The 17,021-nt window shown below is 36.0% G+C and carries 16 protein-coding genes; 11 read left to right on the top strand and 5 right to left on the bottom strand.

Annotated elements, in window-relative coordinates; all coding sequences use genetic code 11:
- The 7 genes from BB781_RS11740 to BB781_RS11705 all read left to right on the top strand — a co-directional run.
- On the top strand, positions 1–1,585 hold a 1,585-nt coding region (locus BB781_RS11740), incomplete at its 5' end, for a hypothetical protein (protein WP_207205283.1).
- Positions 1,586–1,640: 55 nt separating this feature from the next.
- Positions 1,641–2,417, top strand: a complete 777-nt coding sequence (rfbF, locus tag BB781_RS11735) for a glucose-1-phosphate cytidylyltransferase (RefSeq protein WP_094228679.1) — start codon at positions 1,641–1,643, stop codon at positions 2,415–2,417.
- Complete coding sequence (locus BB781_RS11730) at positions 2,417–3,388, top strand: GDP-mannose 4,6-dehydratase (protein WP_094228678.1); 972 nt, start codon at positions 2,417–2,419, stop codon at positions 3,386–3,388. Before rfbF ends, BB781_RS11730 begins: the two co-directional genes overlap by 1 nt.
- Before the next feature lie 2 nt (positions 3,389–3,390).
- On the top strand, positions 3,391–3,840 hold the full coding sequence (locus tag BB781_RS11725; RefSeq protein ID WP_094228677.1) for a dTDP-4-dehydrorhamnose 3,5-epimerase family protein: 450 nt from the start codon (positions 3,391–3,393) through the stop codon (positions 3,838–3,840).
- A complete protein-coding gene (locus BB781_RS11720) occupies positions 3,837–4,817 on the top strand; it encodes an NAD-dependent epimerase/dehydratase family protein (protein WP_094228676.1) in 981 nt (326 codons plus the stop codon). The genes BB781_RS11725 and BB781_RS11720 overlap by 4 nt, the downstream gene beginning before the upstream one ends.
- Positions 4,793–5,764, top strand: coding sequence for a glycosyltransferase (locus tag BB781_RS11715; protein ID WP_094228675.1), 972 nt, complete (start codon positions 4,793–4,795; stop codon positions 5,762–5,764). Before BB781_RS11720 ends, BB781_RS11715 begins: the two co-directional genes overlap by 25 nt.
- Positions 5,765–6,100: 336 nt before the next feature.
- Positions 6,101–7,222, top strand: coding sequence for a glycosyltransferase (locus BB781_RS11705; RefSeq protein ID WP_094228673.1), 1,122 nt, complete (start codon positions 6,101–6,103; stop codon positions 7,220–7,222).
- Between the two features lie 61 nt (positions 7,223–7,283).
- Here BB781_RS11705 and BB781_RS11700 read toward each other — a convergent pair whose 3' ends face one another.
- From BB781_RS11700 to BB781_RS11690, 3 genes are read right to left on the bottom strand one after another with little or no spacing between them, the layout of a single operon-like run.
- Complete coding sequence (locus BB781_RS11700) at positions 7,284–7,931, bottom strand: acyltransferase (protein WP_094228672.1); 648 nt, start codon at positions 7,929–7,931, stop codon at positions 7,284–7,286.
- Between the two features lie 9 nt (positions 7,932–7,940).
- Entirely contained in the window at positions 7,941–9,044 is a 1,104-nt protein-coding gene (locus BB781_RS11695; RefSeq protein WP_094228671.1) for a 3-hydroxyacyl-CoA dehydrogenase family protein, read from the bottom strand.
- Between the two features lies 1 nt (position 9,045).
- The gene (locus BB781_RS11690) at positions 9,046–10,179 is read right to left on the bottom strand and encodes a thiolase C-terminal domain-containing protein (protein WP_094228670.1); all 1,134 of its coding nucleotides are present in this window, start codon (positions 10,177–10,179) and stop codon (positions 9,046–9,048) included.
- A gap of 210 nt (positions 10,180–10,389) precedes the next feature.
- On the opposite strand from BB781_RS11690, the gene BB781_RS11685 reads away from it, so the two are divergent.
- On the top strand, positions 10,390–11,463 hold the full coding sequence (locus tag BB781_RS11685) for a DegT/DnrJ/EryC1/StrS family aminotransferase (protein ID WP_094228669.1): 1,074 nt from the start codon (positions 10,390–10,392) through the stop codon (positions 11,461–11,463).
- Entirely contained in the window at positions 11,460–12,464 is a 1,005-nt protein-coding gene (locus BB781_RS11680; RefSeq protein ID WP_094228668.1) for a Gfo/Idh/MocA family protein, read from the top strand. Before BB781_RS11685 ends, BB781_RS11680 begins: the two co-directional genes overlap by 4 nt.
- Before the next feature lie 117 nt (positions 12,465–12,581).
- Here the strand turns inward: BB781_RS11680 and BB781_RS11675 are convergent, their stop codons facing one another.
- The gene (locus BB781_RS11675) at positions 12,582–13,949 is read right to left on the bottom strand and encodes a mannose-1-phosphate guanylyltransferase/mannose-6-phosphate isomerase (protein WP_094228667.1); all 1,368 of its coding nucleotides are present in this window, start codon (positions 13,947–13,949) and stop codon (positions 12,582–12,584) included.
- 125 nt (positions 13,950–14,074) lie between these two features.
- Between BB781_RS11675 and BB781_RS11670 the strand changes: the two genes are divergently transcribed.
- Positions 14,075–15,157, top strand: a complete 1,083-nt coding sequence (locus tag BB781_RS11670) for a glycosyltransferase family 2 protein (RefSeq protein ID WP_164997862.1) — start codon at positions 14,075–14,077, stop codon at positions 15,155–15,157.
- Positions 15,158–15,211: 54 nt separating this feature from the next.
- Entirely contained in the window at positions 15,212–15,928 is a 717-nt protein-coding gene (locus BB781_RS11665) for a class I SAM-dependent methyltransferase (protein WP_094228665.1), read from the top strand.
- 11 nt (positions 15,929–15,939) lie between these two features.
- Here the strand turns inward: BB781_RS11665 and BB781_RS11660 are convergent, their stop codons facing one another.
- Positions 15,940–16,899 carry a lysylphosphatidylglycerol synthase transmembrane domain-containing protein gene (locus tag BB781_RS11660; RefSeq protein ID WP_094228664.1) on the bottom strand — a complete coding sequence of 320 codons (960 nt, stop codon included), beginning with the start codon at positions 16,897–16,899 and terminating at the stop codon, positions 15,940–15,942.
- Positions 16,900–17,021: the final 122 nt, after the last annotated feature.

Here is a 17,021-nt window from a genome sequence, read left to right as displayed (position 1 = left end):
ATTTTCGTGTTATATCAAAGTAGCTTTGTCATTGGCAGAATTGCCTAACACGGATAATCTCGTATTTTTTGTAGAAAATCAACAATTAAGGCTATGTTTTGTGGATAATTTTTTAAAATCTAACTATATAATAAAACATATTGAATCACGAAGATCGGCCATATTAGAATCAATAAATGATAATGTAGAGTTTATTGTCAAACACAGTTGGTTTGCGTTGAGCAACATTTGCAGGATGCTGCTTGTAAAGCACATTTATTTCTATAAAAAAATTGATTATCTCTCTAAAAAAGATTCTTCAAAGGAAGATCTAGTCCTTATTCATTCATGGATTGATGGTCGGTCATTCACAGAAAACAATGAATTTCAAGATGTCTATTTTGGAAAACTGAACAGTTACATATCTAAAAGTGTGGATAATATTGTAATTGTACCTTACATTCTGCATACTGTTTCTTATTGGAAAATGCTAACAAAAATCAGCAAATGCAGGGAGCACTTTTTGATCCATTCAGCACATTTGAGCATGTCAAATATATTATCAGTTCTACTAAAAACGATGAAAAGGCCAACAAAGGAAAAGTGTCTGACATTTGAAAATATAGATATATCACATATAATTTATCTCGATAGATTGAATGATTGGAAAAACACCCGCATGTCATCAAATTTGCTTTTGTACCGTGTAATCGAAAATCTGAAACTCCAGAGTTTATCCATTGACAGGTTTATTTTCCTACATGAAAATCATACGTGGGAAAAAATATATTGTCTTGCATTTCGCGATTTTTATCCAAATACACTTCTTCTTGGATATCAGCATTCCACTATATCTAAAATGTATACTGCATATTCAATTTCCCAATATGAACGCGAGCTAATGCCGTTTCCGGATATTCTGATCACAAATGGGAAATACTCCAGAGATTATCTTGTAAAATCTGGCTATGAACCAACCAAACTGATTAGAGGTGGAGCAATAAGGTATGAATATGTTTTGGATATGCTAAAAGAGCCAACTAATCATAGAGATCTCAATGATCCTGATAAAAAAGTGACAATATTAGTTGCTTTATCTATTGATAAAAATGAATCGTGCGAGTTGCTTCATAAAGTACTGGATACATTTGGTAATCATAGAATGTATGACATTATTTTGAAATTCCACCCATTGATGCAATATCGGGTAATTATGAATGAGATGAATATACAATTATTTCCCGAACACTTTACAGTCTCTAATGAATCAATTTCTTCATTGCTGAATGAATGTGATATATTATTATACATGACTACAACCATCTGTGTAGAAGCTCTGGCCGCTGGTGTTTATCCTATTCATATAAAATCTAGCTATAATATAGATTGTGATATTTTGGATGGTTCACCTGCGGGATTACACATGTCCGTAAAATCAAAAGATGAACTTCTCACTTGCATAAATAATTTTACAAATTTAACGCCAGATGAACTACAAAAGATACGAAATATTGGAAGAAATATCACAAAAGATATCTTTGGTGCAGTTGATGAAAATACATACGAGCTCTTTCTGAAAACTCCTCCGTATGATTTTATTGACTAACTACAAGGTTTTAATATTTTAATATATATCATCTTAACTAAATATGAGGCCCAATATGAAAGTTGCAATACTCTGTGGTGGAATGGGAACCCGTTTGAGAGAAGAAACTGAATATAAACCCAAACCTATGGTCGAAATAGGTGATAAGCCAATACTTTGGCATATTATGAAAATATATTCAACATACGGATTCAATGATTTTGTCTTATGCCTTGGATATAAGGGGGATGTTATCAAAGATTATTTTTACGACTACAAGATGCGAAACAATGATTTTTCTATAAATTTGGCTAGTGGTGACATCAAGTTACATAATTCAGCTGAATGTGATGACTGGAATGTTACACTTGTAAACACGGGTCTTAATTCAATGACAGGAGCCAGAATTAAAAGAATTGAGAAATACATTGGGGATGATGATGCCTTAATGGTAACCTATGGGGATGGAGTTGCTGACCTGAACATCTCTGATCTGTTAGAATATCATAGGAGTCATAAGAAAATAGGAACTGTTACGGGGGTGTATCCTCCATCAAGATATGGAGAACTTAAACTAAACGGGGACAATGTACTATCATTTGAAGAAAAACCTGATACAAATGTTGCTCCGATAAGCGGTGGTTTCTTCGTTTTTAATAGGGAAATATTTGATTATCTTGATGAAGATGAGAATTGCATTTTAGAAAAAGAACCACTTGCCTCTCTTGCTACAGATGGGGAATTGAATGTATATCGTCACGAAGGATTCTGGCAGTGTATGGACACATACAGAGATTATACCTTGTTGAACAATATATGGAAGAGCAATGATGTACCATGGAAGGTGTGGTAATGCAATGGAAAGATAAGCCAGTATTAGTAACCGGTTGTACCGGCCTTCTTGGATCATGGCTGAGCAAGGAGCTTATTAAGAGAAATGCAAATGTTGTTGGCGTGATTCGTGATTGGGTTCCCAAGTCTGTTTTGATAAACGATGGATACATTGACAAAATGAATATTGTCAGAGGTGATGTCGCGGACTTTGATACCATGGAGCGGGTTATTAATGAATATGAGATAGAGGTTGTATTTCATCTTGCGGCACAGACTATTGTAGAGATTGCCAATAGAAACCCCCTCTCGACATTTGAATCTAATATAAAAGGTACTTGGAATATACTTGAAGCCTGCAGAAGGGCTCCAACGGTCAAAAAGATCATCGTTGCATCAAGTGATAAAGCCTATGGCGACCAACCTGTATTGCCTTATAATGAGAATATGCCTTTGCAGGGAACTCATCCTTATGATGTTTCAAAAAGTTGTACTGACCTTATTGCAAAAACATATCATACAACCTATGGTACTCCGGTCTGCATTACAAGATGTGGGAATTTTTATGGTGGGGGTGATTTGAATTTTAACAGAATTATTCCTGGAACCATACGATCAATCTTAAAAGGTGAACAGCCTGTAATCAGGAGTGATGGCTCATACATAAGGGATTATTTCTATGTAGAGGATGGCGTCAATGCATACTTGCATCTTGCAGAAAAAATGGATGATACAAATATTTTGGGAGAAGCTTTTAATTTCAGTAACGAGATACAGGTCTCAGTACTAGAATTGGTTCAAAAGGTAATCTATTTGCTTAAAGAAGAAAAAATCAAACCAAAGGTTCTTGGTACTGCAAAGAACGAAATAATACATCAATCTTTATCGGCTGAGAAGGCAAGAAATATGTTAGACTGGAAACCTATGTATACATTAGATGAAGGACTTGAACGGACAATCAGGTGGTACCAGAATTTTTTTGAGGGGCAGTGAATATGATAGAAGGTGTACAAATAATTCCTCTTGCCATAATACCGGATGAAAGAGGAATGATTCTTAAAATGCTAAGGAATGATGATTCGGTTTTTCAAGAGTTTGGGGAAATCTATTTCTCTTTAATTTACCCGGGTGTTGTAAAAGGATGGCATATTCACAAAAAAATGACTTTAAATTATGCTGTAGTTAGTGGTTCAATAAAACTTGTTCTTTATGATGATCGAGAGGGTTCGCAGACTAAGGGCGAAGTACAGGAAATTTATTTGGGTCGGGAGAACTACAAACTTGTGACTATACCTCCAATGGTATGGAATGGGTTCAAGGGCATTGGTACGGAATCTTCCATTGTAGCTAACTGCTCCACTATTCCTCATGATCCCGATGAGATAGAACGCATGGACCCCTTCGAAAATGATATTCCATATAACTGGGAGCTTAAGAACAGATGAATATTCTAATAACAGGTGCTTTTGGATATATCGGTGGGCGGCTTGCAAAATATCTGGGTGAGCTTTACGGTGATCCTAGCATAAGGCTTCTGATCAGGGATGATAGACAAATACCTGGATGGGTTGGAAGTAAATCAATCTTAAAAGGTGATCTGCTGGACGTTTCTTCATTAGAGGCTGCATGTGAAAATGTAGATACAGTGATTCATCTGGCAGCTTTGAATGAAATTGATTCCGGAAAAAATCCAGTTGCTGCACTAAAAGTTAATGGTGAAGGGACCATGAATCTATTAAATGCAGCCATCAGAAATGGTGTAAAAAGGATAATATATTTCTCCACGTTCCATGTTTATGGTCTGAATGCGTCTGGAGAAATAACTGAAAATACACTTCCATTGCCGGTCCATCCCTATGCTATAACCCATCATGTTTCTGAAGATTTTGTAAGGATGGCACATCATAACAAGGACATCAAAGGTATAGTTTTGCGTTTATCAAATGGGTTTGGATGTCCTGCTCATCCATGGGTGAATAGATGGACTCTTGTTGTAAATGATCTTTGCCTTCAGGCAGTTTTAAACAATCGAATGGTTTTGAAAAGTTCTGGTAAACAGGAAAGGGATTTTGTTACTTTGACGGATGTATCTCGATGCGTAGGTCACTTATTGTCTTTGGATGATCTGGAATTTGATGCAAAGGATTGTGTGTATAATCTCGGAGGTAATAACGCTTCATCAATTCTGGATATGGCCCTGCTTATTAGGCAAAGATGTGAAAAGATGATGGGCACAAGTCCAGAGATTATTGTAGGAGATGATAAATCCCAAAGAAATGTTCTCGAAAGGCGGTTAGTTTATAACATTGATAAGATTAGAAACACAGGATTTTCACTAGTATCCAATATTGAAGACGAAATTGACGACACTATTATTTTTTGTGAAAAGTATAAGGAATGTTTGAAATGCAACCTGTCGTAAGTGTAATTATTCCAACTTATAACCGATCAAATTATTTAAAAAGGTCCATTCAATCTGTTTTAGAGCAAACATTTACTGATTTTGAGGTTATAGTCATAAATAATTTTTCAACAGACAACACTTTAGAAATCATAGCCTCATTTGCAGATACCAGAATAAAGGTTTATAATTTCAAAAACGATGGAATTATTGCAAAGTCTAGAAATAAGGGAATAATGCATTCAGTAGGAAAATACATAGCTTTTCTGGATGATGATGACTTGTGGTGCCCTGACAAGCTTGAACTCCAAGTCAAAGTTTTAAATGAAAACTCTGACAAACATATCATATACTCCAATGCTATCATAGTCGATGAGCATGATGCTAGAAAAGTTTTGTTACTAAGACCAGAACAACCAAAAGTTGGTCAGGTGTTCTCTGATTTAGTATATGAAAATTTTGTACCTATACTCACAGTCCTGATTAGGAGGGAGGTATACGAAACAATTGGTCCATTTAGTGAAGATGCTGATCTAAGAGGGTCAGAAGACTATGAATACTGGTTGCGTGCATCTTTAGTATTCAATTTTGAGTATATGAACAAAGAACTTGCTCTTTATCGTGTACATGGTGGGTCTATCAGTGGTGCCATCAACAGACCGTTATTGTGGCAAAAAGTACTCCGTCGATTTTTGGTGAATTCTGAAGTGCTTCCTAAATATAAGAATGAAATAATTAATAGCATCGAAAGAATTAATTCCGACGTTTCAGTATATTATTGGAGCATTTCTGAAAAAAAAGAAGCAAAGGATTATGCTAAGAAGTATGTTGTCTTTAACATGAAACATTACAAATTAATTAACATGGCTGCAGGTATGTCGTTGTTTGTCCTGATTCATTTTCAATATTCTAAATTCGCAAAACTTGTAAACTTTGCGGCAAAAATTCGCAGACCTTTAGGACTCTAGTAATAGCAGAATATGATTCATTCCTATTTATTGCCTATAAATATCCATTGGATTATGTTGATGAACCTCTGGCTGAATACAGGGTTCATGATAGCAATTGGAGTCACAGGCAGGATATTGGTATTAAGGAAGAACTTGAAATCACACGAAAATGGATGAAAGGGATCAAACTGAACGGAGAAGTTAAAGTGAAACTAATATATAAACTCTTTAAAAGAAAAATAGCGCTCATCATATATCAGTCAGTCAAAAATTTCCGATTACCAGGAAAACTATCTAAGTTCTATTAGCAAATATCTCACAGACAATTTCATTGCAATAAAAGGAGAATAAATCATGGAAGTATTGATTGGAATTACTTTGTTTTTTACGTTTATCCCTTTAGCTGTCTATATCATTTATTTAGCTGCAATATTGTTCACGAAAAAAAAAGCAGTTGTCCCATTAAAAGATTATCCTGAAATAAGCATAGTGATTCCTGCATACAACGAAGCATTGGTTTTGTACGATAGGATCAAAAACATTTCACTATCTTATCCATCTGAACTGTTCGAGCTTGTGATTGTAGATGATTCTTCTACTGATGATACGGTCAGCGTCGCAAAGAAGGCGTTTGAAGATCTTGGTATAGAAGGCACAGTAATTTCCAATAAAGTACGATCGGGTGTGAACTTCAGCGTAAACAAAGGTGTTTCTGCAACAAAAAGGGAAATAATCGTTCTTACAGGTGCAGATGGAGAATTTGACAAAAATACCATTCCTCTTTTACTTTCTGTCTTGTTAAGTTCTGATGATGTTGGCGCCGTATCAGGAGATTTGATACCGGTCTCTAACAAGAAGGCTGTAACAACACGTTCTGAGGATGCTTATCGATCAGTATTTGGAAAAATATGCACATGGGAAAGTAACTTACACTCAACCTATTGTTTCAATGGACCCGCAACTGCGCTTAAGAAAAAAGCACGTGCTGATGTGCATGTAACAAAAGGAGCAGATGATGCAAGTACAGCTCTTGGGATTATCAAAAATGGATATAGGTGTCTTTACGTTCCAGATGCAAAATTCTATGAGTATATTCCTGACAAATTTGAAGAACAAAAAAGGCAAAAGGTTCGTCGAGCTTCCAGGTTGCTTCAAGCTTCATGGGTGCACAAAAATTTGTTATCGACCAATTATGGTCTATTTGGAACTGTTATTTTTCCTTTAAGAATGTTGATGTTCTTCATTTGTCCTTTTTGCATATTGATAAGTTTTGTTCTATGGATATACGTACTTTCATCATTTAATTTATTGTATGGTGCTATATTTGGCATTTCAGTTTTATCAATAATGGCAATAGGTCACTTTAAAACAAATATGCTTTCTTCCTTCTTATTGTATCAAATTTACTTATTTTTAGGATTGCTGTATCTTGTTAAAGATGTGCACATATGGGAACCAACTGAAAGGGTCAGTTAGTCTGCCTTCTCGTTAAAAAGTTTCCATTCTCTTTTCTTTGATTTGTAATCGAAAAAATATTTTAATCGTTTTCCATGTATTCAAAATATGGCCTTTCAATTATTCCGAAGGGACATTTAAGGTCATATATGCTTTTTACTACTTTTGCAGGGTTTCCTATAACTACGTTGTTCTTCTCGATATCATGTGCAACAACAGAACCGGAACCTACTAACACATTTTCATTGATAATAATTCCAGGGTTGACAGTACTGTTTGCGCCAATCTTAACACCATCTTTTATTGTAGCTCCTTTTAAGCATTTTTTAGCTTCAGGGCATAATGGATGCAAAACATTTGTAAGTACTACTCCGGGCGCAATGAATACATTATTTCCAATTTCACTTTTTTGTCCGATGTGAACATTTGTATGTATTTTAGCGTTATTTCCTATGGTAATGTACCCTTCAAGTTGAGAATTAGTACCGATTTGTGAATTATTTCCAATTTTTACATTTTCTCTGATTCTAACGCCATGGCCACAATTAAAATTGTTACCAATCTCACATCCTGCATATATGACAGTATGGGATCTAATGATACTATTATCTCCAATAATCAATTTGTCATTATCATTTGCAGTTGGCATACCTAAAATAACATAAGGCTGGACTTCCACATTTTTTCCCATTATTACATTGGGATATATTATGCTGGTTTTATCTATCATTATATCTTCTCAGTATTCATAAAAACCTTTTTTTGTCTTTTTGCCGAGATGGCCATTGTTTACAAGCTGTATTAACGTTTCTGAAGGTTTGTATTTTTCTTCATCCAGATTACTAGATATTGATTCTAAAATCGCGAGGCAGACATCAAGTCCTATAAAATCAGCAAGTTCAAAAGGTCCCATTGGATGATTCAAACCCGTTTTGATTGCTTCATCTATATCTTTCTTGCTTGCAACTCCTTCCTCTAACAGATTTACAGCCTCATTAATAAAAGGCATAAGCATTCTATTTACTATAAATCCGGGACTATCTTTTACAATTATTGGCTTTTTATTCATTTCAGTAGTTATTTGTTTTACGATTTCTATTGTACTTTCAGATGTTTTTCTTCCTTTAACAATTTCAACTAAATCCATTTTGTCAGGCGGATTAAAAAAATGCATTCCTACAAACCTTTCTGGATGTGATATTGATTCTGAAAGTTCAGTTATGGAAAGTGAAGATGTATTTGATGCTATTATTGTTTCAGAAGGGCAAACTCTTGTGATATTATTGAATATCTCTTTTTTTGCTCGCATATCTTCAGCAATTGCTTCGATTATAATGTCGGTACTTTCAAAGTTAGGAGTATTAAGAGTATATTCTATTCTTCTTAATATTTGATTTGTTTCATCCTGGGTATTTTTTTTAAGAAGCCTTTCTTGAATTCTATTCTTAGCTTTTTCCAATGATTTTTCGTTTCTGCCCATTAAAATGACATTAAATCCCTTTATTAAAGATAAGTGAGCAATTCCAGTACCCATTGTACCTGTTCCGATGATAATGATGTTTCTTTTTGCAGGATTTTTTCCATTTGATTCAAGTGAAAAGTAGGCTCCCATAGATGGTTTATTGAATGACTTTTGAATAATTCTATTTCCCTTTTCATCTTCCAGAATCAAACTATAGTACGGAATTTCAGGGTGTTGAATCGAAGGAATAAAAATCTTTGTGTATCCGATAACCTTAAGATCTCCTATATCTTCAAGCTTTATTTTTCCTTCACAAAAAATACACTTATCTATTTCATATCTCCATTTTTTACCACATTCTTCACATTTCCATATTACCATATTACTCCCCTCTGAATATATGAACGACAGATGTTCCTCCAATTCCTCCAAGACTGTGACTTAATCCTAAATTTGCATTTTGTACCTGTCTTTTCCCCGCTTCTTTCCTTAGTTGCATCACAATTTCATATACCTGTGAAATTCCAGATGCACCCATTGGATGCCCATTGGCTTTTAATCCACCATCTGTATTTATTGGTATGTCTCCTTTGATCATGGTTCTTTTTTCGCGCACTAGGTATTTTCCTTCACCTGGTTTGCAAAAACCTAGGTCTTCCATTGAAATGAGTTCTGATATAGTAAAACAATCATGTAGTTCTGCAACATTTATATCTTCAGGTCCAACTTTTGCCATATCATAAGCCTTTTTTGCAGCTATTTTTGTTGCTTCAAAACTTGTAAGCTCTTTTCTTTGAGATAATGATATGAAGTCTGTTCCTATACCCATGCCAATAATTTCAATATCTCTGCTGGATGTTCTTTTATCAGAGATTACTAGTGCTGCAGCACCATCTGATATTGGGCTGCAATCAAAAAGTGTTAATGGGGCAGCAACAAGGGGAGCATTTTCTATCATTTCCATTGTGACTTTTTTATAATTGAAATGAGCTAACGGGTTCAAATTAGCATTTTGGTGATTTTTATAAGATATCAACACCAGGTCTTCATGTGTACTGTTATATCTTTGGAAATGCTGTTGCGCTATCAAAGCGTAATTTGCAGGGAATATTAATCCCTGTTCCTGATCAAGTGTTCGATCACTTGCTGAAGCTATGTGTCCGGTCAGTTTAATGTTGTCTACGTGCGTCATCTTTTCAACACCTACTACAAGGACATTCCTGTAATGGGGCATCGATATGAGTGACTGGTACAAAGCTGTAGCACCTGAAGAACAGGCAGTTTCTATTCTTATGATGGGTATCTTTAACTCTGGCAATAAACTGGAAACAATTGAATTAAGATGTAATTGATTATCGCACAATCCGCTTAAAAAATTGGATACGAAGATAGCGTCGATTTGTTCAATCGAAATTGGGCTATCCTTTATTGCCTCGTATATAGCCTTATATATTAATTGGGGTAGACTTTGTTTTGAAAAGCCAAATTCAGTCCTACCTATTCCCGAAATATACATTTATTTTCTCCCGTTTGTTGATATCTGTTTTTTAAGTTTTTTATTATCAGAGTCGAAGCTTAATTCATGATTGTTTGTTGACAATAATATCTTTGCTTTTCTACCACAGGCATGCTTATCTATCTTTAATTATTATAATATGTAATAGTTCCATATTATATAATATGCTACATATTAACTAATCTGTCCAATAAAAATAGGTGATATTTCTTGCACATCAATCTAAGTGAAATGTATGTGGATGCCGAGATTAAGAAAGCTGTGAACGATGTTCTTGACAGCGGGCGATATATAAAAGGAGAACAACTTCGGCTTTTTGAAGAGGAGTTTTCTGCTTTTTGTGGTGCAGACTATGGGATTGGTGTGAGTTCCGGTACGTCGGCTGTCCTTCTGACAATGATGGCACTGGGGATAAAAACCGGTGATGAGGTAATTGTTCCTTCACATACTTTCATTGCAACGGCAAGTCCTGCTAAATTCCTTGGTGCGACACCTGTATATGTTGATATCAATCCTGTCACTTATACAATGGATCCGCTGAAACTGGAATCTGCGATCACCGACCGGACAAAGGCAATCATTGTCGTTCACCTGTATGGTCATCCTGTTGATATGGACAAAATAATGTCTATTGCAAAGAAGTATGACATCCGGGTCATAGAAGATGCCTGTCAGGCCCATGCGGCAGAGTACAAAGGAAAGAAAACCGGTTCACTTGGTGATATGGCTGCATTCAGTTTCTTCCCTTCAAAGAATATGACGGTAGCTGCAGATGGGGGCATAGTCCTTACATCAGATGAAGAACTGGCCAAGAAAATGTCAATGCTAAGGGACCATGGAAGGACAGATAAATACCTTCATGAAATGCTTGGATTGAATCTAAGATTAAGTGAGGTCCCTGCATCTATAGGAAGGGTGCAGCTAAAACATCTGCCCGAGTGGACTGAAACAAGAAGGAACGTGGCAGCAAAATACAATGTCCTGCTTGATGGTGTCGTGGAAACACCTGCCGAAAAGGAATGGGCAAAACATGCTTATTATGTTTACACTATCCAGACAGATGATCGTGACGGACTTCAGGAACACCTGAACAAGAACGGTATCAGCACAGGTATCTATTATCCAGTTCCTGTTCACAGGCAACCGTGCATGGAAGCTGGAGATTGTTCCCTTCCTGTTACAGATGCATGTGTGGACAGGATACTCTCACTTCCAATGCATCCACAACTTACTGATGAGCAAATCGATTTTGTTGCTGAGAAGATTGAGGAGTGGGTAAAATGACAGGTGTAGGAGTTATTGGAACCGGTTATTGGGGTAAGAACCATGTACGTACCTACAGTGAGCTGGTTCTGGAAGGCGTTCTGGACCATGTTCTCATATGTGATATCAATGAGAAGCGTGCAAAAGAACTTGGCAGTGCATTCAATATAGAGTACCTGACAAATTATCGTGAACTGATAGATGATCCGGATATAGATGCAGTGAGCATTGTGACTCCATCTCCCACCCACTATCAGCTCGCAAAGGAATTTATGGAAGCTGGAAAGGATGTGCTTGTGGAAAAGCCTATGACAATGAACATCGATGAGGCTAAAGACCTTGTCCGGATATCCGAAGAAACAGGGCAGATATTGATGGTGGGCCACATATTCAGGCATCATCCTGCCGTGAAAGAGTTAAAACACAGGATCAATGTAGGAGAACTGGGGACCATACGACTCATATCAAGCAATCGTTTATCTTTCGGTGCACCCAGAAGTGACATGGGCGTAATTTATGCTCTTGGCATACATGAAGTGGATATGTTCTGCTACCTGTTGAACATGGATTATCCTAAAAGCATTCTTGCTGATACGAGGTGCACCTTGCAGCCGGGCATCGAAGAAACAGCAATGATCTCCATGGATTTTGGAAATGCTACTGCCTATGCATTTGAAAGCTGGCTGATGCCCGCATCCGGGAAGCAGCGTGACCTCATAGTCGTAGGGTCCGAAAAAGTGGCAAAGATAGATTACCTGAAGCCGCAGGAACTCCAGATGTTCGATATACGTATTGCAGAGCGGGATTTTGATGGAAAGACAAGTTTCAGTGTTGAGAATGAGGGTTCTTACACAATCCCAATTCCCTATGCTGAACCGTTAAAAGAGGAACTGCATAACTTTATAGATTGCATCAGGTCACGTGAGAACCCGCTTTCTGATGGGATTATAGGAATGCGGGCTGTGGAAATGGCGGAAGCAGCTCTAAAGTCAGCAGCAATAAAAAGATCCGTTGAATTTTGAGTAAGCTAAAACTCAACAGATCTATTATTTTTCAAATATCTCTTCTCTCATCAGGTTCAGAATAAATCATTGTTTCAAAAAAAGGTTGATATGTAAATTCAATTATGTCCTCTCATTTCATTTTCTCCCATACTCGTCATCAAATCTCAAAATATCGTCCTCTTCTACATATTCTCCCAGCTGGACTTCTATGATTTCAAGAGGTAACTTTCCCGGGTTTGAGAGCCTGTGTTTTGATCCAGCCCTTATGAATGTGCTTTCTCCTTGCCTCAAGTAATATTTATCTCCATTGTTCTCAACACAAGCCATACCTTTAACCACTACCCAGTGTTCGCTTCTATGGTGATGTAGTTGAAGACTTAGTTTTTTGCCAGGCAGTACTGATATATTCTTTATCTTGTGTTTTACAGAGCTCTCAAGAAGTGTATAGGAACCCCAAGGACGGTACACTTCATTGTGAATCATTGCTTTCTCATCGTTTCTTTTCTTTAGTATATCAACTATGTCCTTAACTTTCTCACTGCTTTCCTGAGGGCATATTAGTAAAGCATCTGATGTGTCTACTATTATCATATCATTCATATCAACGAGTGCAATGATTTTGTCAGATTTTGAATAGGTATAATTGTTCCTGGAATTAAGAAAGATACTGTCATCAGCCGTGAATGAATTTCCATCATCTTTTTTTTCAGATTCATCGTAAAGAGCGGCAAAATTTCCAAGATCATTCCATTTATAGTTGATCTCGACCACAACTACGATAGAAGATTTCTCTATAATCCCATAGTCAATTGAGATCTTAGGTACTCTTTTATAAACGTCTACTATGTTTTTTTCTGTTTCAAATGCATCTGATATCTCAGGTGCAAAACTTCTAACTTCATTTAAAAAAACGCCTGTATCAAAAAGGAACATCCCACTGTTCCAGAGACATCCTTCAGCAATGTACTTTTTGGCATCGTCTACGTTAGGTTTTTCTCTGAATTCTACTACCTTTTTACCGCTGCCAACATTAGTCCCTGGTTTAATATATCCATATCCCGTGTGAGGGTATTTTGGTGACACGCCAAAAGTAATAAGGTGTCCCGGAAGAATTTGTTCAGCTTCTAATATTGTTTCCATGGCATTAATGTCAAGCACATGATCTGAAGAGAAAACCCCCACATTGGATCTACCATATTTCTTCTCAATTTCCATTACTCCATACACAATTGCAGGCAGGGTGTTCTTACTTTCGGGTTCAATTAGTATGTTCTCATGTGGAATCTCATAACCCAAATCTTCAATTTGCCCAGTTACAAAGTACTTTTGCAATTCATTTGTCACAATAAAGATGTCTGACATTTCTGAGACTTGTAAGCACCTTATCAAGGTATCCTGAAACAGGGATTTTTCTCCAAATTTTAGGAATTGTTTAGGATAAAGCTCTCTGCTAAGAGGCCAAAGCCGTGTTCCTGCTCCTCCGGCAAGAATTAGTGATTTCATGTTTTATTCCTCATGCTTATTCTATCCCTCTTTGAGAAAAGGAATCAGGTCTCATTACTTATGAGGTTTTCTACAGAACTTTTTCTCGATATGTTAATATATTATAGATTCTTATGCTTTTCCCGATGCTTTCAATTGTAGTTCCCACATTCAATGAACGAAATAATATTCCTATTCTTGCTGATAAATTAAAATCGATATTAGAATCCCATCGTTGTGATTATGAAATCATTTTTGTAGATGATAATTCTCCGGATCATACGTGGGAACTTGCAAGAGAAATGTCTTTGGCAGATGAACATATACGAATTATAAGAAGAGTAGGTCGGAAAGGTTTATCATCTGCAGTTATTGAAGGTTTTTTAGCTTCCAAAGGGGACTACCTGGCAGTGATTGATGCTGATCTTCAACATGATCCTGAACAAATACCTCAGATGGTCAATGAACTGGATAAAGGGGACTGCGATCTTGTGATTGCTTCAAGATACATTGATAATGGCTCTGTAGGGGATTGGAATAAACTCCGGATTCTAATAAGTGAAATTGCTACAAGCATGTCACAACTTGTTATGAAGTACAGGAGTACTGATCCAATGAGTGGATTTTTCATTCTCAAAAGAGATGTCATAGACAGAAATATCGAAAAACTTAGCGGAAAGGGGTTCAAGATATTGTTGGATATAATGTCAGTTGATGATACTCTTCAAATAAAGGAAATTCCTTATACATTTTCTACCAGACTGCATGGTGAAAGTAAATTAGGTAATGATGTTATTGTCCAATATATGGAATTTCTTCTGGAAAGGACATTTGGTAAATATGTCGGTATTCAGTACATCAAATATATGATTGTGGGTTCCCTTGGCGCATTGCTCCATTTTTCACTTTTGAGCTTTTTCTATAAAACTCTTGAACATACCTACAGCAAATCGTTGATGGCAGCTATATTGATAGCTATATTGTTCAATTATTCCTTTAACAATCTGTGGACCTTCAGATCACACCGATTAAAGAATCTTTCCCTTGTGACTGGTTATTTCAAATACAATCTTTTGTGCGTTGTCGGAGCTCTTGCGAATTACAGTGTAAGTATGTATTTACTAGGATATGTTGACTGGGTACTTGCATCTTTCATCGGAGCTTTTGTAGGTGCCAACTGGAATTATCTTACAAATTCGATATATACATGGAAAACAAAACATGAATAAATCATAATTTGTATTTATATAACACGTGTTTTATTTTCCTGTAGAGGTTTTTAGATGAAAACGAATCTAGATGAGCATAATCAGATATCAGAAGGTTACTATGACTATGTGTTTAAAAAAAGCAGTGGTGTTCAGTCTAAGTGGCATCATCTTAAGTTCAGGAAAATACTTGAGGCTGTAGGCGACCATAAAAATGTGTTGAATATTGCCTGTAGCGCAGGAACACTTGACTTTCTTGTAGAAGCTGAAAATGTTGTCGGAATTGATTTTTCCTTGAAGCAGCTTATTTATGCTAATGCGAATAATCGTTCGGATTGTAATTCTTATGTTTGCGGGGATGCCTGCAGGCTTCCAATTAAGTCCGACAGTTTTGACCTTGTGATGGCCAGTGAATTTATAGAACATATTAATACCACTTCTTTTGATAGTTTTCTTGAAGAAGTTTATAGGATATTGAAGCCAGGTGGAGAAGTCGTTCTGACAACTCCAAATTATCTTAGTTTTTGGCCTGTGCTTGAAATAGTGCTCAATAAGTTAGGTGATGTTGATTACACTGAACAGCACATAAATAAGTTCACGCCATCTAGGATTTCCCAAATGGTTGTCGATAAAGATTATTTCAAGATAGTTGAGATCAAGCCTTTTTTGCTCTTTTCTCCTTTTTTAGCTTTAGGAAAATGGAAATTAGCAGATTCTATGTTTGAGATAGAAACCCCTTTAGCAAAAAAAGCTGGTTTTTTAATTTACTGTCATTTAAAAGTCAATAAATAATGTTCTAATAGTTATTTTTTGTTTCTTAACAGGTATACTATTGTTCCACTAACAAGCAAACTCCAGAAACTTATCACGCGATCCAAAAAAGCTACTGCTGTGCCAAAAGTTGTGTCCACACCGCTCAATTCAAGTAAGAATACAATGGAGAATTCTACCGCACCTAGTCCGGCAGGTGTCAGGGGAATTGCAGTTAACAAGGTTGATGCAAGGGCAACAAATACAATTGTGTATATCCCAATATCCAGCCCAATGGATCTTGTAACAAGGAACAATCTCCCTGATTCCATAATCCATATTAACAATGACATGGTAAAAACATAGAATATAGTTTCAAAATCAGAAAAGGGTTTGAATATCCCATGACTGAGATTTCGAAAGTGCATATGAAGTTTTTCTGGTATAAGGTGCATCATACGTTTTTCAAAAGCCCAGAATACAATAATGCCAAAGGCTACTACTATGATCAATATGTACCCGATTGTTAGTGATTGATCTATTTCTTCAGGCATTTGATCACTATAAATAAGGTATCCGCTTAACGTAAGCAAAATGAGTAACAAAGTGATATCAAATATCCTCTCCACGACAATTGTTCCAATCGTTTTGGATATTGGCTCATCGGTTTCTTTTTTCAGCAAATAGCTTCTGTATATATCCCCTATCTTTGCAGGAACAATGCTATTTGCAAACCATGATAAAAAAACAATTTCTGTAACTGCAAGTGAATTTGTTTTGATCTTTAATGCATCAAGTAATTTTTTCCATCGCATACCTCTTACAATAAAAGAGGAATAATGTAACCCAAAAGCTGCAAGATAAATTGGCCAGGATATATTTTTAGATATGTTCATAAATTCTGTCAAATTAATGTTGTTGATGAGCAAATAAAGAATGAGAAACGAAATCATAAAGGATATTATAGTCTTTTTACTTACCAATAAAGAATGAAGTGGTAATTTGTCATCCATTTTTAATCCTTCTTAATAGAATTTGATTGAAACCGCTATTATTTAATCGATACTATTAAATAGTTATGTTGTTTTTTTTTAAAAACTCTCTTTGATTTTAATCATACTTACAGATGATGGAG

Source organism: Methanolobus psychrotolerans (assembly GCF_002243045.1).
Lineage (GTDB): Archaea > Halobacteriota > Methanosarcinia > Methanosarcinales > Methanosarcinaceae > Methanolobus > Methanolobus psychrotolerans.
Note: the sequence above shows the minus strand (reverse complement) of the source record. Positions and strands in the feature narration are given on the sequence as shown.